Annotated in this window: 18 protein-coding genes; 12 read left to right on the top strand and 6 right to left on the bottom strand. The window is 70.3% G+C overall.

Annotated elements, in window-relative coordinates; translation table 11 throughout:
- Window positions 1-116 precede the first annotated feature (116 nt).
- Window positions 117-1,337, bottom strand: a complete 1,221-nt coding sequence (locus tag ABIA32_RS32155; protein WP_370103168.1) for an MFS transporter — start codon at window positions 1,335-1,337, stop codon at window positions 117-119.
- A 98-nt stretch (window positions 1,338-1,435) separates the two neighbouring features.
- On the opposite strand from ABIA32_RS32155, the gene ABIA32_RS32150 reads away from it, so the two are divergent.
- Together ABIA32_RS32150 and ABIA32_RS32145 are read left to right on the top strand one after the other, a co-directional pair.
- The gene (locus tag ABIA32_RS32150) at window positions 1,436-2,083 is read left to right on the top strand and encodes a TetR/AcrR family transcriptional regulator (RefSeq protein ID WP_370103166.1); all 648 of its coding nucleotides are present in this window, start codon (window positions 1,436-1,438) and stop codon (window positions 2,081-2,083) included.
- 86 nt (window positions 2,084-2,169) lie between these two features.
- Window positions 2,170-3,297 carry a VIT1/CCC1 transporter family protein gene (locus ABIA32_RS32145; protein ID WP_370103164.1) on the top strand — a complete coding sequence of 376 codons (1,128 nt, stop codon included), beginning with the start codon at window positions 2,170-2,172 and terminating at the stop codon, window positions 3,295-3,297.
- 57 nt (window positions 3,298-3,354) lie between these two features.
- Here the strand turns inward: ABIA32_RS32145 and ABIA32_RS32140 are convergent, their stop codons facing one another.
- Together ABIA32_RS32140 and ABIA32_RS32135 are read right to left on the bottom strand one after the other, a co-directional pair.
- A complete protein-coding gene (locus ABIA32_RS32140; RefSeq protein WP_370103162.1) occupies window positions 3,355-5,430 on the bottom strand; it encodes a SpoIIE family protein phosphatase in 2,076 nt (691 codons plus the stop codon).
- Between the two features lie 67 nt (window positions 5,431-5,497).
- Entirely contained in the window at window positions 5,498-5,950 is a 453-nt protein-coding gene (locus ABIA32_RS32135; RefSeq protein WP_370103160.1) for an Lrp/AsnC family transcriptional regulator, read from the bottom strand.
- Between the two features lie 120 nt (window positions 5,951-6,070).
- Here ABIA32_RS32135 and ABIA32_RS32130 point away from each other — a divergent pair, with 120 nt between their 5' ends.
- On the top strand, window positions 6,071-6,688 hold the full coding sequence (locus ABIA32_RS32130; protein WP_370103158.1) for a LysE family translocator: 618 nt from the start codon (window positions 6,071-6,073) through the stop codon (window positions 6,686-6,688).
- Between the two features lie 330 nt (window positions 6,689-7,018).
- On the opposite strand, the gene ABIA32_RS32125 is transcribed toward ABIA32_RS32130, so the two are convergent.
- Window positions 7,019-8,041, bottom strand: a complete 1,023-nt coding sequence (locus ABIA32_RS32125; protein ID WP_370103156.1) for a LacI family DNA-binding transcriptional regulator — start codon at window positions 8,039-8,041, stop codon at window positions 7,019-7,021.
- Between the two features lie 218 nt (window positions 8,042-8,259).
- Here ABIA32_RS32125 and ABIA32_RS32120 point away from each other — a divergent pair, with 218 nt between their 5' ends.
- The 7 genes from ABIA32_RS32120 (at window position 8,260) to ABIA32_RS32090 (ending at window position 17,846) form a co-directional block, all read left to right on the top strand.
- On the top strand, window positions 8,260-10,209 hold the full coding sequence (locus ABIA32_RS32120; RefSeq protein ID WP_370103154.1) for a glycoside hydrolase family 127 protein: 1,950 nt from the start codon (window positions 8,260-8,262) through the stop codon (window positions 10,207-10,209).
- 54 nt (window positions 10,210-10,263) lie between these two features.
- Window positions 10,264-11,526 (top strand): extracellular solute-binding protein, encoded by a 1,263-nt coding sequence (locus tag ABIA32_RS32115; protein WP_370103152.1) that lies wholly within the window; start codon window positions 10,264-10,266, stop codon window positions 11,524-11,526.
- 173 nt (window positions 11,527-11,699) lie between these two features.
- Window positions 11,700-12,677 carry a carbohydrate ABC transporter permease gene (locus ABIA32_RS32110; RefSeq protein ID WP_370103150.1) on the top strand — a complete coding sequence of 326 codons (978 nt, stop codon included), beginning with the start codon at window positions 11,700-11,702 and terminating at the stop codon, window positions 12,675-12,677.
- Complete coding sequence (locus ABIA32_RS32105; protein WP_370103148.1) at window positions 12,674-13,504, top strand: carbohydrate ABC transporter permease; 831 nt, start codon at window positions 12,674-12,676, stop codon at window positions 13,502-13,504. Before ABIA32_RS32110 ends, ABIA32_RS32105 begins: the two co-directional genes overlap by 4 nt.
- A gap of 62 nt (window positions 13,505-13,566) precedes the next feature.
- A complete protein-coding gene (locus ABIA32_RS32100) occupies window positions 13,567-15,321 on the top strand; it encodes an RICIN domain-containing protein (protein WP_370103146.1) in 1,755 nt (584 codons plus the stop codon).
- Between the two features lie 102 nt (window positions 15,322-15,423).
- Window positions 15,424-16,677 carry a metallophosphoesterase gene (locus tag ABIA32_RS32095; protein ID WP_370103144.1) on the top strand — a complete coding sequence of 418 codons (1,254 nt, stop codon included), beginning with the start codon at window positions 15,424-15,426 and terminating at the stop codon, window positions 16,675-16,677.
- A 452-nt stretch (window positions 16,678-17,129) separates the two neighbouring features.
- On the top strand, window positions 17,130-17,846 hold the full coding sequence (locus tag ABIA32_RS32090) for a G1 family glutamic endopeptidase (protein WP_370103142.1): 717 nt from the start codon (window positions 17,130-17,132) through the stop codon (window positions 17,844-17,846).
- A 132-nt stretch (window positions 17,847-17,978) separates the two neighbouring features.
- Here the strand turns inward: ABIA32_RS32090 and ABIA32_RS32085 are convergent, their stop codons facing one another.
- Both ABIA32_RS32085 and ABIA32_RS32080 read right to left on the bottom strand, forming a co-directional pair.
- Entirely contained in the window at window positions 17,979-18,578 is a 600-nt protein-coding gene (locus ABIA32_RS32085) for a DUF6529 family protein (protein ID WP_370103140.1), read from the bottom strand.
- A gap of 29 nt (window positions 18,579-18,607) precedes the next feature.
- On the bottom strand, window positions 18,608-19,135 hold the full coding sequence (locus ABIA32_RS32080) for a hypothetical protein (RefSeq protein ID WP_370103138.1): 528 nt from the start codon (window positions 19,133-19,135) through the stop codon (window positions 18,608-18,610).
- A gap of 174 nt (window positions 19,136-19,309) precedes the next feature.
- Between ABIA32_RS32080 and ABIA32_RS32075 the strand changes: the two genes are divergently transcribed.
- Window positions 19,310-19,978 (top strand): hypothetical protein, encoded by a 669-nt coding sequence (locus ABIA32_RS32075; RefSeq protein WP_370103136.1) that lies wholly within the window; start codon window positions 19,310-19,312, stop codon window positions 19,976-19,978.
- Between the two features lie 111 nt (window positions 19,979-20,089).
- The gene (locus tag ABIA32_RS32070) at window positions 20,090-20,893 is read left to right on the top strand and encodes a thioredoxin domain-containing protein (RefSeq protein WP_370103134.1); all 804 of its coding nucleotides are present in this window, start codon (window positions 20,090-20,092) and stop codon (window positions 20,891-20,893) included.
- Window positions 20,894-20,970 lie beyond the last annotated feature (77 nt).

Below are 20,970 nucleotides of genomic sequence, written 5' to 3'. Positions count from 1 at the left end.
TCCTGGCCTCCCGCCGACTGGCCTGATGACCAGGCGGAGGCAGGCGGCGAGGAAGAGACCGGGGCCGTGCCTAAGGCCCCTCCGGGCCCTCAAGTCGCCGTCAGAACGCCGCGGGCTCACCTCGCGGGCGCGCCGAGATCCGTCGACGCGGTTGGTGCAGCGTCAGTCGGCGGCAGCGCCCGAGCGCGGGTGCGGTGCTCCAGGAGGCCCGAGGAGACCGCGATGGACAGCCCGGCGAGGGCGAGGCAGGTGGCGACGGCGTTGGGTGCGGTGTAGCCGAGGCCGGCGGAGAGTGCGAGGCCGCCGAGCCATGCGCCGAGGGCGTTGGCGATGTTGAACGCGGCCTGGTTGGCGCCCGAAGCGACATTCGGGGCGTTGCCGGCCTCGGCCACGATGCGGCTCTGCAGGGCCGGGACGACGGCGAAACTCGCGGCGGCGAACAGGAAGACGGTGACTGCCGCGGCCACCTTGCCATGTGCGGTGATGATGAACAGTGCGGCGGCGCCCGCCTGGAGCGCGAGCGCTCCGTAGAGGGTCGGCATGAGCGCTCTGTCGGCCAGGCGTGCGCCGAGGAGGTTGCCTGCGGTCATGCCCAGTCCGAACAGGACAAGGATCAAGGTGACGCTGGAGGGCGCGTACCCGGCCACGTTCGTCATCATCGGGGCGATGTAGCTGAAGGTGGCGAACAGGCCGCCGCCGCCGAGCATCGCCACGCCCAGCGCGAGCCAGACCTGAGTGCTGCGGAACGCGCGCAGCTCGCCGCGCAGTCGAATCGCCTCGGTCGACGCCTTCGCCTGGGCGGGAACCGCGAGCGACACGCTGATCGCGGCGAGCGCGCCGAGGCTCCCGTCGACCGCGAACACCGGGCGCCAGCCCAGGTGCTGGCCGAGCAGTGTGGCGAGCGGGACGCCCACGACGTTGGAGAGGGTCAGCCCGGTGAACATGGTGGCGATGGCCTTGGTGCGGCGGGATGGCTCGACCAGTCCGCCGGCGACGACGGCCCCGACGCCGAAGAACGCGCCGTGCGGAAGCCCGGCTATGAATCGGGCTGCCATCAGCCAGCCGTAGCCGGGGGCCAGGGCGGAGAGGATGTTGCCCACGGCGAAGGCGGCCATCAGCGCGATCAGCACGGTCTTGCGTCGCAGTCGGACGGAGAGCGCGATCAGCAGCGGCGCTCCGACGACGACCCCGAGGGCGTAGGCGGAGATCAGGTGGCCGGCCTGCGGGATGGTCACGCCGAGGTCGGTCGCGACGTTGGGCAGCAGGCCCATGATGACGAACTCGCCGGTTCCGATTGCGAAGGCGCCCAGGGCAAGGGCGAGCAGGGGTGTGGTCATGAAGGGTCCTTCATCGGGAAGCGCCGGTGGAGCGAGGCGCGTTTCTAAACCGAGAGTACAGTATTGTTTCCGAACCAAGAGTTCAGTATTGTGGAGCGGTGAGCACCCCAGGGCAGACCCCCAGCACGCCAGCAGCATCCGAAGCGGCACCGGAGGCGACGGAGCAGGCGGCGCCGCGCCGCCCCGGCAGGCCCCGCAGTGAGCGCGCGCGTCAGGCGGTGCTGCAGGCCGCTTCGGAGCTGCTGGGCGAGGTCGGTTTGCGGGCGGCGACGGCGGACCGGATCGCGGCGCGCAGCGGTGTCAGCAAGGCGACGATCTACAAGTGGTGGCCGAGCAAGTACGCGGTCGCGGTGGACGCGTTCCTGTCCGAGATGGCGGCCATGGCGCCCGCGCCGGACACCGGCTCGGCGCGCGAGGATTTCCGGCAGACGCTGCGCGGACTGATGCGTTTCTACTCCGGTGCCAGCGGACGCGTCTTCGCGCAACTGGTGGCGGAGGCGCAGAGCGATCCGGCGGTCGCCGCCGAGCTGCGTGACCACCTGGTCGCCGAGCGTCGGACCCTGGTCGCGCCGATCTGGAAGCGCGGGGTCGCCCGCGGCGAACTGCCGGCGGACGTGGATCCCGAGGTGGGCCTGGACCTGATCTTCGGCCCGGCGATGTACCGCCTGATGGCCGGACATGCCCCGCTGGCCGACGAGGCGGCGGACGCGATCGTGGACGCGGCGATGCGCGGCCTCGCTCGCTAGGTGACGGTTGACCACGGGGAGGGGACGGGCGGCGGAACGAACGCACCCGAGCATCGGCTCGGAGCTGGAGATGAGTGGAGAAGAACATGGCTGGTGAATCCGACACCGATCGGCGCCGCCACTGGCGGGACCTGCTCGCGAGCGAGCGGGACGCCGAGGCGCTGTACTCGCGGCTCGCCGCGGCCGACTCGGGCGAGCGGCGCAGGATATTCGAGGAGCTCGCCGCCATCGAGCACCGGCACGCGGCCCACTGGGAGACCAAGCTCCGCGACGCCGGGGCCGAGGTGCCGCCGCCCGGGCGGCCAAGCCTGCGCACCAGACTCCTGAGCGCGGTCGCGCGGCGGCTGTCGACGCAGACGGTCCTGCCGATGATCGAGCGCGCCGAGCGCTCCGACGCCGGTGTCTACGACCGCGACCCGGACGCCGCGCCGGGCATGGCCGCGGACGAGCGCGGGCACGCCCGCACCCTGGCCAAGCTCACGGAGGGCGGTAAACCCGATCCGCGCGAGCAGATCGCCCACCGCGAAGGCTGGCACCGCGGCGACCGCTCCGGGGCGCTGCGGGCCGGGGTGTTCGGGGTCAGCGACGGCCTGGTCTCCAACACCGCCCTGGTCATGGGCTTCGCCGGGTCCGGCGCCTCGCACGCTGCGGTCCTGCTGGCCGGCATCGCGGGACTACTCGCCGGTTCGTTCTCGATGGCGGCGGGCGAGTTCGTGTCGATGTCGAGCCAGCGCGAGATGTACGAGCGGGAGATCTCGCTCGAGGCCCGGGAGCTCGAGGAGAACCCGGAGGAGGAGCAGGCCGAACTCGTGCTGCTGTACCGGGCCAAGGGCCTCGGGCGGGCCGAGGCGGTAGGCGTCGCACAACGGGTGATGGCCGACCGGACCGTGGCGCTGGACACGCTCGCGCGGGAGGAACTCGGCCTCGACCCGGACGCGCTGGGATCACCGTGGTCGGCGGCGGGCTCCAGCCTGCTGGCGTTCGCGCTCGGCGCCTTCGTCGTGGTGCTGCCGTACCTGCTCGGCGCAGGCACCGCGGCCCTGCTGACCGCCATGGGCCTGGCCGTGCTCGCGATGTTCGCCGTGGGCGCCGGGATCGGCGCGCTCAACGGGCGTTCCGTGTGGCGCTCGGGCTTCCGGCAGGTGCTGGTCGGCGTGCTGGCCGCCGGCGTCACCTACGGGGTGGGCCGCCTGATCGGAACCTCTGTCGCCTGATCGGGTTCGGTGCCTTCCACGACATCCTCATGTCTGCGAGCCCACTGAGTCGGCCGATCACTGGTGGAGGCTCTGCTCGGTCCAGATCGTCTTGCCGGCCGGAGTGTGGCGGGTGCCCCAGCGGGTGGTGAGCTGGGCCACCAGGAGCAGGCCGCGGCCGCCCTCGTCGAACATCCGGGCGCGGCGCATGTGCGGGGAGGTGGGGTTGCCGTCCGACACCTCGCAGATGAGCGCGTGGTCGTGGATGAGCCGGAGCTGGATCGGCTCGGCGCCGTAGCGAATCGCGTTGGTGACCAGCTCGCTGACGACCAGTTCGGTCACGAAGCCGATCTCGGCCAGGCCCCAGGCGTCCAGCTGGGCGAGTGCCTGCCGACGGGCCGCCGCGACGCCTGCGAAGTCGGCGGCCAGGTCCCAGGTGCGGACGTGATCGGCGTCCAGCGCCGTGGTGCGCGCCAGTACCAGGGCGACGTCGTCCGCGGGGTGCGCCGGCAACAAGGCGGTGAGTATCTGATCGCAATGGGTCTCGAGGGAGGCCTGCGGATCGGCGAGTACGCGGCGCAGCCGGGCGTAGCCGAGGTCCGGGTCGTGATCCGTGGCCTCGACCAGACCGTCCGAGAAGAGCGCGATGAGACTGCCCTCGGGCACCTCGAGCTCGGTGGCCTCGAACGGCAGGCCTCCCACGCCCAGTACTGGTCCGGGCGTGACCTCGATGACGCTGGTGGTGCCGTCCGGCAGTACCAGGACGGGTGGCGGATGCCCGGCACTCGAGACCGTCAGCTTCCGGGACACCGGGTCGTAGACCGCGTACAAGCAGCTCGCGCTCGTCTCGCCGCTGCCGGCCTGCTCACCGTTGTCCGCGTCTGCGCCGAGCCGCAGCACGAGGTCGTCCAGGTGGGCCAGGAGTTCGTCCGGCGGCAGGTCCACGTCGGCGAGCGTCTGGACAGCGGTGCGGAGTCTGCCCATGTGGGCGGAGGCGTGAATGCCGTGGCCGACGACGTCGCCGACGACGAGGGCGACCCGGGCACCGGAGAGCGGGATGATGTCGAACCAGTCCCCGCCGATGCCGGCTTGCGAGTCCGTCGGCAGGTAGCGGCAGGCGACGTCCACCGCGGACTGCTGGGAGGGGCCGTGCGGCAGGAGGCTCTCCTGGAGCGTGAGTGCCGTGATGCGCTCGCGGCTGTACCGCCGGGCGTTGTCGACGCAGAGGGCGGCGCGGCCGGCGAGCTCCTTGGCCAGGTTGAAGTCGTCCTCGTTGAAGGGATCCGGCCGCAGACGCAGCAATATGGCGACGCCGAGCGTGGTGCCGCGGGCGATCAGCGGCACCGCGAGCAGAGAGGTCACCGTGAAACCGAGGATCTTCTCCGCCCTGGCGGGGGCGCTCGCGATCCATCGGTCGAAGTCCGGGTCGCCGCTTGCGCTGAGCACCGCCTGCCGTGAGCTCAAGGCCCGGGCGGGCGGCGAATAGGCGGGGTAGGTGTCGCTGGCACCGAGTTCGATGACGGCCTCCGGCGTTCCCCGCACGGTGGAGCAGTGCGCCATCCGGCGCAGCACGACCGGCGTGTCCGGCTGGTCGGTCGTGGGCTCCTCGCCGCGCATGACCGCCTCCAGCAGGTCGACGCTGGCGAAGTCGGCGAAACGCGGAACGACCAGATCGGCGAGCTGCTGTGCGGTACGGCCGAGGTCCAGGGTCGTGCCGATCGATACCGCCGCCTCGTCCAGAACGGCCAGCCGCTGCCTCGCCCAGTGCTGCTCACTGCTGTCGAAGGCGGCCATCCCGACCGCACGGACCTCCCCGGCCGGGCCTCGGATCGGCCACATCTCCAGATTCCACGCGTGCTCACGGATTCCGGAAGGCGCCCGGGTGTAGCTCTCGTAGTGCACCGGCTTCCCCGTCGCGGCCACGTCACGCAGCGCCTCGAGCGTGCCCGTCTGGTCGACGTCCTCGGGTACGCCTGCGGGGAAGAACCGTCCGCGCAGGACCTCCTCGCCGACTCCCATCACCCCGGAGGCCGTGTCGTTGAGCCGCACGTACCGCTGCTCGGCGTCGAAGACCGACATCGAGAACGACGCCTGGCGGAACGCCCACTCCACCAGCACGCGATCGTCCTCGCCGCCCGCGCTACCCGGGTCCATAGACCCAGCTTGGCCCGGGTGCTGCCGACCAACAACTCGGCGTCCAGGCCTTGCCGACGGCGGTCGGCTACTCAGGTAGTGGGCGGTTGTTGACGACGTGCTTCATGACCAGGGTGGAGGTCAGGCGTTGGACGCCGGGAAGGCGGGCCAGCTGCTGGTCGTAGAGCTGTTGGAAGGCTTCGAGGTCTGCGGTGGCGACGCGGAGGAGGTAGTCGGGTTCGCCGAACAGGCGCTCGGCCTGCATCACATGTGGGACCGCTGCCACGGCTTCCTCGAACTCGGCGACGGTGTCAGGGGCTTGCCAGCGCAGGGTGGCGAACACCAGGGCTTCGAAGTTCAGGCCGATGGCGGCCGGGTCGACGACGGCGCGGTAGCCGCGGATCGCGCCTGAGCGCTCCAGGTCGCGCACGCGCCGGTGGCACGGCGAGACGCTGAGCTGCACGCGGGCGGCCAGCTCGGTGACGGTGAGACGGCCGTCCTGCTGCAGCTCGGCAAGAATCTTCCGGTCCATGGCATCCATGAAGGAGATTCTCCCCCGAGCAGCCGAGATATGGGGGAAGTATGGAAGCACTTTTCGACAGAATGCGCCTAATCTTCCCTCCCATAAGCGGTGTACGGGTGTAGGGAAGAGGGTCGACTCATGGGCATGGGGACACTGGCGGCATTCCTGGCCGTGGACCTTCTGCTGGTGTTCACGCCAGGTGCGGACTGGGCCTATGCGATCGCGGCGGGGCTGCGGGGCCGGTCGGTGCTTCCCGCGGTCGTCGGGCTGGTGGCCGGGTACGCCGGATACACGGTGCTCGCCGTGGCGGGCCTGGTGGTGATCGTGGCGAGTTCGGCGAGCGTGCTCACCGCGCTGACCGCACTGGGGGCCTGCCACCTGATCTGGCTGGGCTGGACCGCCCTCGCCCGACCGGCCGCCCCCCACACCTCCACCAACCTGATCGCCGCCTCCCGCCGGCAGGTCATGCTGAAGGGCGCCGGGGTCAGCGGCCTGAACCCGAAGGCGTTGCTCCTGTACTTCTCGCTCTTCCCGCAGTTCATCCACCCGGGAGCGGGCTGGCCGGTCGCCGCGCAGACGGCGGTGTTCGGCACGCTGCACATGGCGCTCTGCGCGGCCGTCTATCTCGCGGTGGGCGTACTGGCCCGTACCTTGCTGAAAGCCCGGCCGACGGCTGCTCGCGCGGTGACCCGCGCCAGCGGGGTGATGATGATCGCCATCGGTGGGTTCCTGCTCGTGCAGCGCCTGGCCGGATGACCGGCCCACCTGCAACCAGACCGGACCCTGACAGGCCGACTCAGAACTGACGGAGGAACACGGACGACCAGACGCAGCAGGAGCAGGCGAGTCCCGAGTTGCTCAAGCGGATCCAGGCGAGCTTCGACAGCCAGGGGCTAATGCGCCACCTCGGTGCGCGCCTCGCGCACGTCGCCCCCGGACGCGTGCGCATCGAGCTTCCGCACCGGCCCGAGGTGACCCAGCAGCACGGCTACTGTTCCGCGTGAACGCGCGAGACGAACAGTCGTCGCCGTGACGAGCCGGCCGCTGCGCGCTGCGGTGTCGACGACGGCACCAGGCGCGCCGGAGTCAGGCCGAATCGCGGACGACGAGGCGGCAAGCCACCTTGTGCAGGCCGGGGGAGGGGCTGTTGTCGATGGCCTCGAGCAGGCGCAGGGCGGCGATCCGGCCGATCTCGGTCAGATCGACGTCGACGGTTGTCAGCGGGGGGCGTGCGGCCAGGGCCATGCTGTCCCAGTTGTCGTAACCGACGACGGCGACGTGGCCGGGGACGTTGACGCCGCTCTCGCGCAGGGTGTCGGTCACGCCACGGGCGATCTGGTCGTTACCGCAGAAGAACGCGTCCGTGTCCGGCGCGATCCGCAGCACCGTCTCGGCCGCCCGCCGACCCCAGGCCTCGCTCCAGTCCCCGAAATGGGCGCGACCGGCCCACAGTTCCAGGGAGTGCTCGGCCAGCACCTGCTCCGTGAACAGCGCCCGGTTCGCAGCTGCGGCGTGGTGGGCGGGGCCGGTGACGTGCGCGATCCGCCTGCGGCCGGTACCCAGCAGGTGCTCGACTGCCAGGCGGCAGCCGTGAGCCTCGTCGGAGACGACGGAGATATCGGCCGGGTCGGTGGACGGGGAGAGCACGTAGACGACGGGCACCGCGTCCTGAATGCCGGACAGTGGCGGGCGCGGGTCGGTGCGCCGGCCGGTGACGATGATCCCGTCGACGCGGCGGTCCATGAGGTTCTGCAGGTGGTGCAGCTCGCGGATGACGTCGCCGCGGGTGTCGCACAGCAGTACGGAGATCTTGCCCGCGCCGAGTGCGTCCTCCGCGCCGAGCAGGACTGGCGTGCTGAACCGGCCGATGCCGTCGGTGGTCATCAAGCCGACCGTCCAACTGCGGCCGGTGTGCAGGCTCTGCGCCTGCTGGTTCGGCCGGAAGTCGAGTTCCTGGACGGCGTCCAGGACCCTCTGCCGGGTCTCCGCGCGCATCCGTCCGGTTCCGCTCAGTGCCCTGGAGGCGGTTCCCACGCTCACTCCGGCGAGCGCGGCCACGTCCGTGAGCGTTGCCCTCGTCTTCATGATGGTGCGATCCGGGCCCGACATGCGCAATCCTTTGCTCGTTGGCGCTTGCAAGACGAATGGTGCCACCGCCGAGTGCAGTTTGCCAGTTCCTGGCTGGGCGGAATTCACCGCTGCGAAACTCTTGACCCCCAGCTGTGTTGACTCTACGTTTCCGGCAGGAAAACGATTGCGCACTTGCTCGGCAGGTCGCGCTGATGTGAACGCCGCAACGCCGCACAGGCACTGAACCGGGGAGTTCCATGTCCCGCACGTCCCCCGCCACCTCCGCGACCGGCCCGGTCCGCTTCGGCTCCCAGGCGCGAGCCGTGCTGCGCCCCTCGGTCGCACCGACGGTGACCGCGGGTTTCTGGCACGAGCGCCGTCGGATCAACGCACGCGTCGGCATCCCGCAGGGCCCGCGGCTGCTGGAGTCCGCCGGCAACCTGCACAACCTGCGACTGGCGGCAGGCTCCGTCGAAGGCGTCTTCGTCGGTGACTACCCCTTCCAGGACACCGACGTCTACAAGTGGCTCGAAGCCGCCTCGTGGCAGCTCGCCCAGGACGCCGTCGCGGCAGGTGACACCACGTCTCTGGCCGCGGAGGTGGACCGGATCATCGCCCTGGTGGCCGCCGCGCAGCAGGAGGACGGCTACCTCAACACCTGGTTCCAGTCCGGCAAGGGCGAGGGGCGCTACAGCGATCTGCGCTGGGGTCACGAGCTGTACTGCGCCGGCCACTTGATCCAGGCGGCCGTCGCCCACCACCGCGCCACCGGCGGCGAGGGCCTGCTGGACGTCGCCCGACGCTTCGCCGATCACATCGACGCGATGTTCGGCCCCGAGGGCAGCGGCAAGCCGCTCGACACCTTCGACGCCCATCCGGAGGTCGAGACCGCACTCGCCGAGCTGTATCGGGAGACCGGAGACGAGCGGTATCTCGACCTGGCCGCCTACTTCGTCGACCGCCACGGCCACGGCGCTCACGGCGGCGAGATCTACTGCCAGGACCGGGTGCCCCTGCGCGACGCCGAAACCGTCGAAGGGCACGCGGTGCGCCAGCTCTACCTGCTGGCCGGGGCCGCCGACCTGGCCACCGAGACCGGCGAGGAGGCGATCGCCCAGGCGAGCGCCCGGCTGTGGCACGCGATGGCCGCGACCAAGACCCACCTGACCGGCGGTGTCGGCGCGCACCACGACAAGGAGGATTTCGGCGATCCCTTCGAGCTGCCCAACGAGCGTGCCTACTGCGAGACCTGCGCCGCCATCGCCTCGATCCAGTTCAGCTGGCGGATGGCTCTGCTCACCGGCCAGGCCCGTTACAGCGACCTGATCGAGCGCACGCTCTTCAACGGCTTCCTCGCCGGGATGTCGCTCGACGGTGAGTCCTGGCTCTACGTCAATCCGCTCCAGGTCCGCGACGGATACCAGGACGCGGGCGGGGACCAGTCCTCCCGGCGCACCCGCTGGTTCCGGTGCGCCTGCTGCCCGCCCAACGTGATGCGACTGCTCGCCAGTCTGGAGCACTACCTCGCCTCCACCGACGGGCGCGGCCTGCAGATCCACCAGTACGCCACGGGCAGGTTCCAAGGGGAGGCCGCCGCTTCCGCCATTGATGTGAGCGTTAACACCGACTATCCGTGGAACGGCCGCATCGCCGTCACGGTCGAGCGGACCCCCGACGACGCGCCGTGGACCCTGTCCTTGCGGCTGCCGCAGTGGTGCGCCGAGTACGCACTCGCGCACGCTGACGGCACCCCCGTGTCCGAGGTCGTCGTCGACGACGGCTGGTTGCGCGTCGAGCGCGTCTGGGCGCCCGGGGACCGGATCGTCCTCGACCTGAGCCTCGCGCCGCGCCTGGTGGTCGCCGACCCGCGGGTGGACGCCGTGCGCGGCTGCGTCGCCATCGAGGGCGGCCCGCTCGTGTACTGCGTGGAGCAGGCCGACCACCCCGGCGGTCTCGACGATGTCGTGATCGACACCACCGTGCCGCTCACCGCCAAGGAGCGCCCCGACCTGCTGGGCGGCGTGACCACCGTCGTCGCTGCCGGCTACCGCCGCACTCCGCCCCAGGTCGCCTGGTGGCCTTACCAGGGGCACGCCGCACCCGACGCGGGGGCCCTGGGCGCCGCCCTGGAGCTGACCGCGGTTCCCTACTACGCCTGGGCCAACCGCACCACCGGCGGCATGCGCGTCTGGCTGCCCACCGACTGAACCCCGGCTCGCCCCTACCCTCCAGACCCTTCCAGCTCCGACAACGAGGTCACCATGAGACACCTGCGCCGCGCCCTCATCGCTGCTCTGCTCGCCACCGGCACGCTCGCTTCCGCCGCGGCCTGTTCCTCCTCCGGCGGCACCACCGCCTCCAGCGGATCCGGCACCTCCGCCCAGGGCGGTACCTACACGTTCTGGGACCCCTACCCCCAGTTCGATGCCTCCTCCGACTGGGGCAAGCGCGTCGCCGCCTGCGGCACCCAGGCCGGCGTCACCGTCAAGCGCACCGGCATGGACACCAGCGACCTGGCCAACAAGGCGCTCCTGGCCGCCCAGCAGGGCAACACCCCCGATGTCATGCTCGTCGACAATCCCGTCGTCTCCACCCTGGTTCAGGCGGGCATCCTCAACAAGACCAGCGACCTCGGTCTGGACACCTCCTCGATCCAGCAGAACATCCTCGGCGCCGGCGTGGTGGGCGGCGCGTCCTACGGCGTGCCGATCGGCGCGAACACACTTGCCCTGTACTACAACAAGAGCGTCCTCAAGGCCGCCGGGGTGGACCCGTCCTCGATCAAGGACTGGGCCACGCTGACCGCCGCCCTGGGGAAGGTCAAGGCCGCCGGGAAGAAGGGCATCACCTTCTCCGCGATCGGCACCGAGGAGGGCAGCTTCCAGTTCCTGCCCTGGTTCTGGGGTGCGGGCGGCGACCTGACCAAGCTCAACAACACCAACGGCGTGTCGGCGCTGACGCTGTGGAAGAACTGGGTCTCCCAGGGGCTGGCCCCGAACGACGTGCTGCAGAACACCCAGACCACCAGTTGGCAGGAGTTCGCGACCGGCACCTACGCATTCGCGGAGAACGGCACCTGGCAGCTCGGCAACGCCGCCAAGGCCGGCTTCCCTTACGGCATCATCAACGTCCCCGGCCAGAACGGCGGTTCCGCGCCCGCCCCCACCGGGGGCGAGTTCGTCACCGTCCCTGTGCAGAAGGACACCGCCCGCTACACGGCCACGAAGAAGATCGTGGACTGCCTGATCAGCCCCACCAGCCTGCTCGCCACGGACAACACCCTGTCCTACGTCGCGCCTACCGGCGCCGTCCAGGCCCAGCAGGCCCAGCAGAACCCGGCCCTCCAGCCGTGGGTGGCCGCCGTCGCCTCGGCGCGGGGCCGCACCAGCAACGGGCTCGGCATCAAGTACCCGGTCATCTCCCAGCAGTTGTGGACCGCCGTCCAGTCCGCGCTCTCGGGCAGCCAGAGCCCCCAGGCCGCACTCGACGCCGCCCAGCAGGGCGTCGCCAACCATCAGGGCTGACCCGCCCCGGCTGACAGGCGCCCCTCCCGACACCTGCCCCGCGGGTCGGCGCCTGACGGCCCTCCCGAAGGAGACCGGAGCTGCCGGGCCGGAGCCCGCACCGCCCAGCCCCGCAGCTCCACCACCTCAGCAACGCGTCCTGGACGCCGCCACCCGCAGCAAGGAGCCCCCGCATGACCCTCGTCCGAGCCGACCGCTCCCAGCGGTCCCCGGCCGCGTCCAGGGCGACCGCGAGCACCGCAGCGACCCGCGCGCCCACGGCCCTGCGCCGGCAGAAGCGCAAGCATCAACTGATCGCCTGGGCCTTCATCCTGCCCGTGGTCGCCTACCTCGCTGCGTTCTACCTCTACCCGCTCTACCGCAACCTCGACCTGAGCCTGCGCCACTACACCGTCCGCTCCTTCGTCGACGGCAACGCTCCGTACTCCGGCTGGGACAACTTCCGCCAGGTCCTGAACGACCCGACCTTCTGGCCGGCCCTGCGCAACACCATGGTGTTCACCTTGGGCTCCATCGCCGTCCAGTACGCCGCCGGCCTGGCTCTCGCCGTCTTCTTCAACCGGAACTTCCGGCTGTCGGGTCTGCTCCGCGCCCTGTTCCTGATCCCTTGGCTGCTGCCCCTGATCGTCTCCTCCTCGACCTGGTCGTGGATGCTCAACAGTGAGTCCGGCGTGGTCAACTACGCGCTCCACTTCGTCGGCGTCGCTCCCGTGGACTGGCTCACCTCGCCCGATTGGGCCCTCACCTCGGTGATCGTCGCCAACATCTGGATCGGCATCCCGTTCAACCTGGTCATCCTCTACAGCGGCCTGCAGAACATCCCGGGCGAGCTCTACGAGGCCGCCTCGCTCGACGGTGCCGACACCTGGCAGCAGTTCCGGCGGATCACCTTCCCGCTGCTGCGCCCGGTGTCAGCGATCACGCTGCTGCTCGGCTTCGTCTACACCCTCAAGGTCTTCGACCTGATCTGGATCATGACCAAGGGCGGGCCCGGCGACTCCTCGACCACCCTCGCCACCTGGTCCTACCGCCTCGGCTTCGGCTCCCTGCTCCCGCAGTTCGGACCGGGCGCAGCCGTGGGAAACATCCTCATCCTGATCGCCCTGGTCTTCGGGCTGCTCTACATCCGCGTCCAGAGGAAACACGTATGACCGCCGCCACCACCCGCCGTCGCAGCACCCGAACCACCGTGATCGGCGTCCTGCTCACCGCGCTGATGCTCTTCCCCGTCTACTGGATGCTCAACGTCTCGCTGACCCCCCAGCAGGACATGCGCAAGAGCCCGCCCGACCTGTTGCCGCTGCATCCCACCTTCGCCGGCTACCAGGCGGTCCTGCGCGACCAGATGCCCTACCTGCTCACCAGTCTCCTCATCGGTCTGGGCACCGTCGCGCTGACGCTGATCCTGGCCGCTCCCGCCGGCTACGCACTGGCCAAGCTGCGGCCCCGGGGTTCGGGGGCGGTCGGCGTCGCGCTGCTGATCGCGCAGATGGTCCCCGGCATCGTGATGGCCATGGGCTTCTACGGGATCTTCCTCAACGCCGGACTGATGAACACGTGGTGGGGTCTGATCGTCGCCGACTCCACCATCGCCGTCCCCTTCGGCGTGATGATCTTCACGGCGTTCATGTCCGGCATCCCCGACGAACTCACCGCCGCCGCCCGCATCGACGGTGCGGGCACGGTGCGTACCTTCCGGTCCGTCATCCTTCCTGTCAGCCGCAATGCCGTGGTCACCGTCTCGCTCTTCAGCTTCCTGTGGGCCTGGTCCGACTTCGTCTTCGCCAACACGCTCGACAGCGGCGGGGACCTGCGGCCGATCACCCTCGGCATCTACCGGTACATCGGCAACAACAACCAGGAGTGGAACGCGATCATGGCCACCGCCGTGGTCGCCTCCGTCCCTGCCGCGTTGCTGCTCGTCCTGGCGCAGCGCTACGTCGCTGCCGGAGTCACCGCCGGGGCCGTCAAGGACTGACCGGCCCGGTCACGTCGTACCACCCACCCCACCCCACCCCGTTCAGCCAGGAGGGCATTCCTTTGAGCACCACTTCGAGAATCCGGACAGCGCCGGCGGCTGCGCTGATCAGTGCGGCCGCGCTCGCCCTTGCGGCGACGCCGCTCGTCGCCGCCCCGGCGCAGGCCGCCCCCACGGCCGCGACCACCCTCGTCGTCAACGCCGACCAGACCCTGCGCAGCGTCACCCATGTCGCCTCGGGCAGCCTCTACGGCCTGGACACCGCGACGGTCCCGGCCGACAGCCTGGTCGAGGCGCTCAAGCCGGACACCTTCGTGCAGATGGCTCCCGGCGGCTCGCAGCTGCCCAACGGCGAGAGCGCGCCGGGCGGCGACGCCCTCGTGGTCGCGGCCGAGGCGGCCAAGGCCGGGGCCAAGGTCGTCGTGCGGATGCCCGACTGGTACCCCGGCTTCCCCTACAAGTGGGTCAGCTGGAGCAACTGGCTGTCCGCCGTGGACACCCAGATCGCCTCGGTGAAGTCCTCCGGCGCGACGGACATCGCCGCCTACGAGCTGTGGAACGAGCCGGACTGGACCTGGGACACCACCAACGCCGGTGCCTTCGACTCCGGTTGGGCCCGCACCTACCGGGAGGTCCGCGCCAAGGACGCGACCACGCCGATCCAGGGCCCCAGCTACTCGGCGTGGAACCAGAGCTGGTTCAGCACCTTCCTCTCCGACGCCAAGGCGAGCGGAACGCTGCCCGACATCGTCAGCTGGCACGAGCTGCAGGGCGCGCAGAACATCGCCGCCGACGTCGCCGCGTACCGCAGCCTGGAGTCGAGCTTGGGCATCAGCCCACGGCCGATTGCCATCGAGGAGTACGGCACCACCAGCGAGGTCGGCGTCCCGGGCGCGATGGTCGGCTACGTCGCGAAGTTCGAGCGGGCGGGCGTCCACGACGCCGAGATGGCCTTCTGGAACCACTACGGCACCCTCGGTGACACCCTCACCGACACCGGTGCCTCGCCCAACGGCTCCTACTGGCTCTACAAGTGGTACGGGGACATGAGCGGCACCATGGCCGTCACCACACCTCCGGCCCAGACCGGGATCGACGGCGTCGCCTCCGTCAACGGGGCGGGCAACCAGATCAGCGTCGCCTTCGGCGGAGGCAGCGGGGCGACGGCCGTCACCGTCAAGGGCCTCGGCGCGCTGGCCGCCTTCGGCAGCACGGTGAACGTCACGTTGGAGTACACCCCGTCCAAGGGCCGCACCGGCGCCGTCTCCGGTCCGCTCACCATCTCCGACTCCACCTACACCGTCTCGGGTGGCTCCATCACGGTGCCGGTGGCGATGAATCCCGCGTACGGATACCACCTGGTGGTCACCCCGGCCGGCAGCACCACGTCCCTGGCCGGCTCGTACCAGATCACGAACGTCAACAGCGGTCTGGCGCTTGACACTCAGAACTCCGGCACGGCGCAGGGCACCCTGGTCGACCAGGTCGCTCCCAGCAGTAGCACCACGCAGACCTGGAACCTCGTCGCGTCCGGCTCGGGCCTCTACAAGATCGTCAGCAAGGCGAGCGGCCTGCTCCTGGGCATCACCAACATGTCCACCGGCGACGGCGGCACCGCACTGATCTGGGGCGACAGCGGCACCGCCGACCACTTGTGGCAGTTGATCCCTGACGGCAGCGGCCACTACAAGATCGCCAACTACAACAGCGGCCTGCTGCTCGGCGTCACCAACATGAGCCCAAGCTCCGGCGCACAGGTCCTGCAGTGGGAGGACAACGGCACCGCCGACCACCTCTGGACGCTGACCGCCCGCTGAACTGGGCCTTCCTGGCCGGGCGGCAGGGGCTGTGCGGGATGATGGCGGTGAACAGTCCGGGCTGAAGACTTGAGGGGTGGCGCAGTGGCGGAAGGCGCGTCCATGGAATCGCGGTCGGCTCGGGTGAGCAAGTCGGATACCGGCGGGGTCGTGGTGCCACCCGACACGGATGCCGCCCCCAGCGCACCCGATGCCGGACCCGCCGTCACCCGGAGTTCCCTGCGCCGGCGGCTGGGCGGAGGCGTGGTCTTCCTCGTCCTCGCTCTGCTGTTCGTACTGCCCTGGTGGACGCTGTTCGGCTTCGGCGTCCACTGGCCGTTCCCGGTCTTCCTGGCGGGCACGGTGCTCTTCTCCGTCTGCCTCGTCTCCTTCCCCTTCCTGATGGTCGCGGGCCATGGGCACCGCCATGTCGACTGGGCGGCGCGCCTCGCCGACACCATGCTCGGGATCATCTGGGTGCTCTTCACCTGGTCGGTGCTGGGCGATCTCGTGCACCTCGTACTGACCACGCTGGGCGCGGGCGGCGTCGACCGGGCGCGCCTCATCGCCGCGGCCGTCGCCGTGGTCGCGACCACGCTGCTGTCCTGGGGTCACTACGAGGCCATGCGCGTGCCCCGGGTGAAGCGCCTGGAGGTCCGCATCCCGCGGCTGGGCGCGGGCTTGGACGGCACGCGGGTCGTGGTGCTGGCCGACACTCACTACGGCCCGATCGACCGGGCAGGCTGGTCGGCGCGTGTGGCCGAGGCGGTCAACGCGCTCGACGCGGACATCGTGGTGCACGCAGGGGACATCGCGGACGGCACCCCCGTTCAGCGCCGGGAGCAGTCAGCTCCGCTGGGGACGATCCGTGCCCGGCTGGCCAAGGTCTACGTCACGGGTAACCACGAGTACTTCAGCCAGGCGCAGGGCTGGCTGGACCGTATGGCGGACCTCGGCTGGGAGCCGCTGCACAACCGTCACCTGGTGCTGCGTCATGGCGGCGACCAGCTCGTCCTGGCGGGTGTCGACGACGTGACCGCGGAATCGTCCGGCCTGGCCGGACACCGAGCGAACCTGCTCGGCGCGCTGGAGGGAACCGACGGGGAGCACCCGGTCCTGCTGGTCGCCCACCAGCCCAAGTACGTCGGACAGGCTGCTGCTGCCGGCATCGACCTGCAGATCTCCGGGCACACTCACGGCGGCCAGATCTGGCCGTTCAACTACCTCGTCCGTATCGACCAGCCGGTCGTCAGCGGCTTGAGCCGGCACGGAGAGCGAACCCAGCTCTACACCAGCCGGGGCACCGGATTCTGGGGCCCGCCGTTTCGAGTCTTCGCGCCGAGCGAGATCTCACTCCTCACCCTCCGGCCGGCGTAGCAACCGCTCCAGGGCGCTCACGGCGGCCACTCCCTGGACCGTCCCGGCGCTCACGTGCTCGCGGGCGAACCTGTGACACGCCCGGTCGGCGCCGGCTGACTACCCGCCAGGTCGCGCGGCGGCCGTAGCCGCGCAACACACAGTGCGGGCAGGCGGACTCGTTCCCGCGTGGAACGGGGAGCTCTCCGCTCTTACCGGGCCCATGCTCCGGCGCGGGCACCTGCTCCTCCAGCAGTTGTCGACGGTTCTCAAAATCGCGACCAAATTTCTCATTATTCCTGGGCGTTATGGCCGGACACTTCGTGATTCTTCAACCCGGCATGGCGATTCACCCAACACTTGGCTCCGCACGGCCTCTTGCCGTGCGTCATGACAATCGGCAAGCTCTGCTCCGTCGCCCACACGGCGGCTGGCGTACAAGCATCCTGATCGTCACTCACGAAGGAGCCAGCATGCGCAAATTCCTGATACGTGCCGTCACCCTCGCGGCCGCGGCAGCCCTCGCCGCCCCCGCCGCGCCGGTCACCGCGGCGGCCGCTCAGGGACTCTCGTTCCGCCCGCTCCACTACAACATCAACGGCTACAACTGGGGCGGCTACGCCGCCACGGGAAGCGGTTTCACCTCGGTCTCGGCGAGTTGGACCGAGGCGAAGGCGACCTGCAACTCCACCAATGACCTCTACGCCCCGTGGGTGGGTATCGACGGCTACGGCAGCTCGACCGTGGAGCAGACCGGGGTGGCGACCGACTGCTCCAGCGGCAGCCCCGTGGACCAGGCCTGGTACGAGATGTACCCGGCGAACCCGGTCTATCTGAGTCTCAGTTCGTACCCGGTGTCGACCGGCGATGTCATCACCGCCTCCGTGACATACACCGGGAACCGCATGTACACCCTGAAGCTGACCAACTCCACCCGAGGCTGGACCTACAGCACGAGCAAGTCCCTGTCCGCGCGACGGGCCAGCGCCGAGGTCATCATCGAGTCGCCGACCGGGGCCTACCCCAACTTCGGCACCCTCAACTTCAGCTCGGCCACCGTCAACGGCAAGTCTCTCGGGTCCTTCGGTCCGGCCGCGCTCGACCCCAGCTCGAACGGCACCTACGAGGCGCGCACCGGCGCGCTCGGCTCCGGTGGCACTAGCTTCGCCGAAACGTTCCTGCACGAGTAGTCGCCCCGCGTTCCGGCAATGGTGAGGGGTGTTGCCCGCCGGCGGGCAACACCCCTCACCGCCGACCCCGCCCCGCCGTCCCCCTGCCCGCCGGCAAAACCGCCCCGGCGCCGTCGCATCGGGCGTTGAGCGTCACTGGCCGGGGAGGTGGTAGCCGTTGAAGTACCACAGCGCGGCGGTGTACCAGAGGGCTCCTACGCTGACGACGAGGAGCCCGCCGGCGAGGGGCAGCGCCCAGCCGGGGAGGCGGCGGCTGTGCACCAGCAGGACCTTCGCGGCGAAGGCGCCGTAGAAGAAGCATCCGGCGATCGCGTGCACCGCGACCCGAGGCGTGGTCAGTTGCACGCCGTAGGCGAGGATGCAGTGCACGGCGACGGGCACGGTGGCGGCGAACAGGAGCAGCCCGACAACGCGGTGCAGCCGCGGCACCGCGCGCGGGACCCGTCGGACCGCAGGCAGGCGCCGGTAGATCCACAGAGCCAGGACCACCTGGAGAGCGGCGAGTGCCAGGACGCCTGTGGCGAGCTGCGCCTTGAGGGCGACGGCGTCGTTGCCGGTGTTCCCGAACAGGCTCCTGGTGTAGTCGGGGGTGTGGTTGCGCCCGAAGGCGAACAGTGCGGTGAAGACCATCCCGGCCAGCACCGCCGCCGCCACGAGCCGGGTGGTGGCCCGGCGGGTGGCAGGCGGCTGGTCGGCCCGGTCGGGGCTCGGTCCTGGAGCGCGATGGGCCACGTGTTGCCTCCCTGGGGCGGGCGGAGCGATCAGCTGTTGTCGATCTTGTTCCCGTTGGGGGCGACGACGTACCAACCTGCGCCGAATGCCTTGGAGCCCTGACCGGTCGTGTCGCCGGGCTTGGCGTCGCCCGTGAAGGTGTAGAGCGGGTGGCCGTGGTAGGTCAGCTGGGTGCTGTGATCGGTGCGCGCACTGGTGCCTACGAGCGACGCGGTGACGCCGCTGCCGGGCTGCGGGGTACCGGTGGCCGTTGCGGGCGGCCAGGCCGAGGCGCACGGTCCGTAGCAGGTGGAGGCCATGGAGGTGTCCTTCTCGAACAGGTACAGGGTGCGCCCCTGCCCGTCGACGAGGATCTTGCCCAGCGGCGTGCTCCGGACGGCGATGGTCGCGCCGGCGGTGGTGCCTGAGGCGCCGGGGGAGGCGGGCGCGGTCGAGGCGGGCGGCGTCGTGGGCGCCGGGGTCGAAGATCCCCCGGTAGAGGGAGTCGAGCTGCTGCAAGCGGTCGCGGTGAACGCGACGGCGGCCAGGATGACGGCCGCGGAGGCGGCGAGCTTCATGGCGGTTGATCCCTTCGTTGCGTCCGGCCACCGTCCGGTGGCCTCAGGGTGCGGGCCCGCACCTGAGCTACGCGCCTACCTGCTCGCTGGTTCAGCCCTCCTGATCTGAGCGCAGCGCGTGGGTGCCGGCTGGGCCCTGCCCAGCTCACAGGGCCGCGTGCGATACTCCGAACGATGGACGGCTACGGGCTTCGGATCCTGCGCGCGGTGGTGTTCGCCGCGGTGTCCGTGCTGCTGTCCGCCGGTGCCCGACTGCTGGTGACCGGGCAGCCGTTGCCGCTCGACCTGGTGTTGGTCGCGTTCACGATCACGCTGGGTGCGGCGCTGATGCTCGGCGCCGCCGAGCGCAGGTACTGGGCCATCGCTGCCGTGTTGGTTCCGCTCCAGGTCGCCATGAACGCTCTGTTCAACGCCGGTCAGCAGAGCTGCCCGCCGGGCCCCGGCGTCAGCGGTGGGCTGGGTGGCTGGCCGGGTGTGCTGGCCTGTGGCGGGGGATCGGTGCGGCCCGGCTTGCTGGGCATGGCGTCCGAGACGCCTCGAGCGCTGGTGTCGTTGACCGGTGGGCAGCTCGGGCTGCTGCTGGCGGTGCACCTGGTGCTCGCGCTGGTCGCCGCGTGGTGGCTGCGTCGTGGTGAAGCCGCGGTCTTCGCTGTGCTGCGCGCCATCGCCGTGACGACCTGGCCCGGCATCGCCGCGCTGCTGGTCTGGCTCTGCGCCCCCTTCGCCCTGCCCGAGGCCCCCCGCTGGCCGATTCCGCCGGCCGACGTTCCTCCTTTCGGCTCGCAGGACGCGCTGCTCAGCGCCGTCTCCCGGCGCGGCCCGCCGGCTCTCGCCCTGGCCTGAGCCCCTTCTTCCTCCTCCCCGCGTGCCACGCGCGGACAGGCTGTTTCTCTGTGCTGCTCAGGCCCCGCCTCATCCCCCTTTCTTTGCATTTCTTCCTGCCTGAGGACAGTCATGAGCGAGAACCACGACGTACCCACCCAGCGGGCGCGGGCCTCGGCCCGAGAGCGCCTGGCACAGGAGCGCGCAGCGCAGCAGCAGAAGCAGGCCAAGCTCCGCCGGATCGGCATCGGCGCCGCGGTCGCGGCCGTCGTGGTAGCGGGCGCGGTCATAGCGGTCGTCGTCACCAACGGCGGCAGCAGCCCCGGCGCGAGCCAGTCGCTGGTGGTCCCGGTGAACGCCACCGGCCAGAACGGCACGGTGATCGTCTACGGGAACCCGAACGCGAAGCACACCCTCGACATCTGGGAGGACTTCCGCTGCCCGATCTGCGACAAGCTGGAGAAGGCCGAAGGCACCACGATCGCGCAGCTCGCCGACAACGGCACCTACAAGATCCAGTACCACATGGCCACGTTCCTGGACGACAACCTCGGTGGCACCGGCTCGATGGACGCCCTCCAGGTCGCCGGGGCCGCGTTGAACGAGAGCACGGCGAAGTTCAAGGCCTTCCACGACGTCCTGTACGCCAATCAGCCCGACGAGCAGACCGACGGCTTCGGCAACCTCAACAGGCTGCTGAACCTGGCGGGCAAGGTCCCCGGCCTGGTGACGCCGCAGTTCACCAAGGCCGTGCAGAACCGCGTCTACGCGCCGTGGGCGGCGAAGGTATCGGCCGCGTTCAACAGCAGCGGCATCCAGGGCACCCCCACCCTCAAGCTCGACGGGAAGCAGCTCAACGTCTTCGACAGCCAGGGCAATCCGATCACTCCCGCCCAGTACTCCGCGCTGGTCCGGCAGACCACCGGTGCCAAGTAGTCCACCGGACTGGACGGGAGAGTTCATGATGAGCGCTTCGACGACACCGGTTCCGGCTCAGCAGGCCGGCCCGGACG

Origin of the sequence: Streptacidiphilus sp. MAP12-20 (assembly GCF_041262525.1) — a bacterium.
Lineage (GTDB): Bacteria > Actinomycetota > Actinomycetes > Streptomycetales > Streptomycetaceae > Streptacidiphilus.
Note: the sequence above shows the minus strand (reverse complement) of the source record. Positions and strands in the feature narration are given on the sequence as shown.

Coding starts and splice junctions, on each gene's coding strand:
- ABIA32_RS32155 (WP_370103168.1), bottom strand. CDS start 1,337: ATGACCACACCCCTGCTCGCCCTTGCCCTGGGCGCCTTCGCAATCGGA.
- ABIA32_RS32145 (WP_370103164.1), top strand. CDS start 2,170: ATGGCTGGTGAATCCGACACCGATCGGCGCCGCCACTGGCGGGACCTG.
- ABIA32_RS32140 (WP_370103162.1), bottom strand. CDS start 5,430: ATGGACCCGGGTAGCGCGGGCGGCGAGGACGATCGCGTGCTGGTGGAG.
- ABIA32_RS32135 (WP_370103160.1), bottom strand. CDS start 5,950: ATGGATGCCATGGACCGGAAGATTCTTGCCGAGCTGCAGCAGGACGGC.
- ABIA32_RS32130 (WP_370103158.1), top strand. CDS start 6,071: ATGGGCATGGGGACACTGGCGGCATTCCTGGCCGTGGACCTTCTGCTG.
- ABIA32_RS32125 (WP_370103156.1), bottom strand. CDS start 8,041: ATGTCGGGCCCGGATCGCACCATCATGAAGACGAGGGCAACGCTCACG.
- ABIA32_RS32120 (WP_370103154.1), top strand. CDS start 8,260: ATGTCCCGCACGTCCCCCGCCACCTCCGCGACCGGCCCGGTCCGCTTC.
- ABIA32_RS32115 (WP_370103152.1), top strand. CDS start 10,264: ATGAGACACCTGCGCCGCGCCCTCATCGCTGCTCTGCTCGCCACCGGC.
- ABIA32_RS32110 (WP_370103150.1), top strand. CDS start 11,700: ATGACCCTCGTCCGAGCCGACCGCTCCCAGCGGTCCCCGGCCGCGTCC.
- ABIA32_RS32105 (WP_370103148.1), top strand. CDS start 12,674: ATGACCGCCGCCACCACCCGCCGTCGCAGCACCCGAACCACCGTGATC.
- ABIA32_RS32095 (WP_370103144.1), top strand. CDS start 15,424: ATGGAATCGCGGTCGGCTCGGGTGAGCAAGTCGGATACCGGCGGGGTC.
- ABIA32_RS32090 (WP_370103142.1), top strand. CDS start 17,130: ATGCGCAAATTCCTGATACGTGCCGTCACCCTCGCGGCCGCGGCAGCC.
- ABIA32_RS32080 (WP_370103138.1), bottom strand. CDS start 19,135: ATGAAGCTCGCCGCCTCCGCGGCCGTCATCCTGGCCGCCGTCGCGTTC.
- ABIA32_RS32075 (WP_370103136.1), top strand. CDS start 19,310: ATGGACGGCTACGGGCTTCGGATCCTGCGCGCGGTGGTGTTCGCCGCG.
- ABIA32_RS32070 (WP_370103134.1), top strand. CDS start 20,090: ATGAGCGAGAACCACGACGTACCCACCCAGCGGGCGCGGGCCTCGGCC.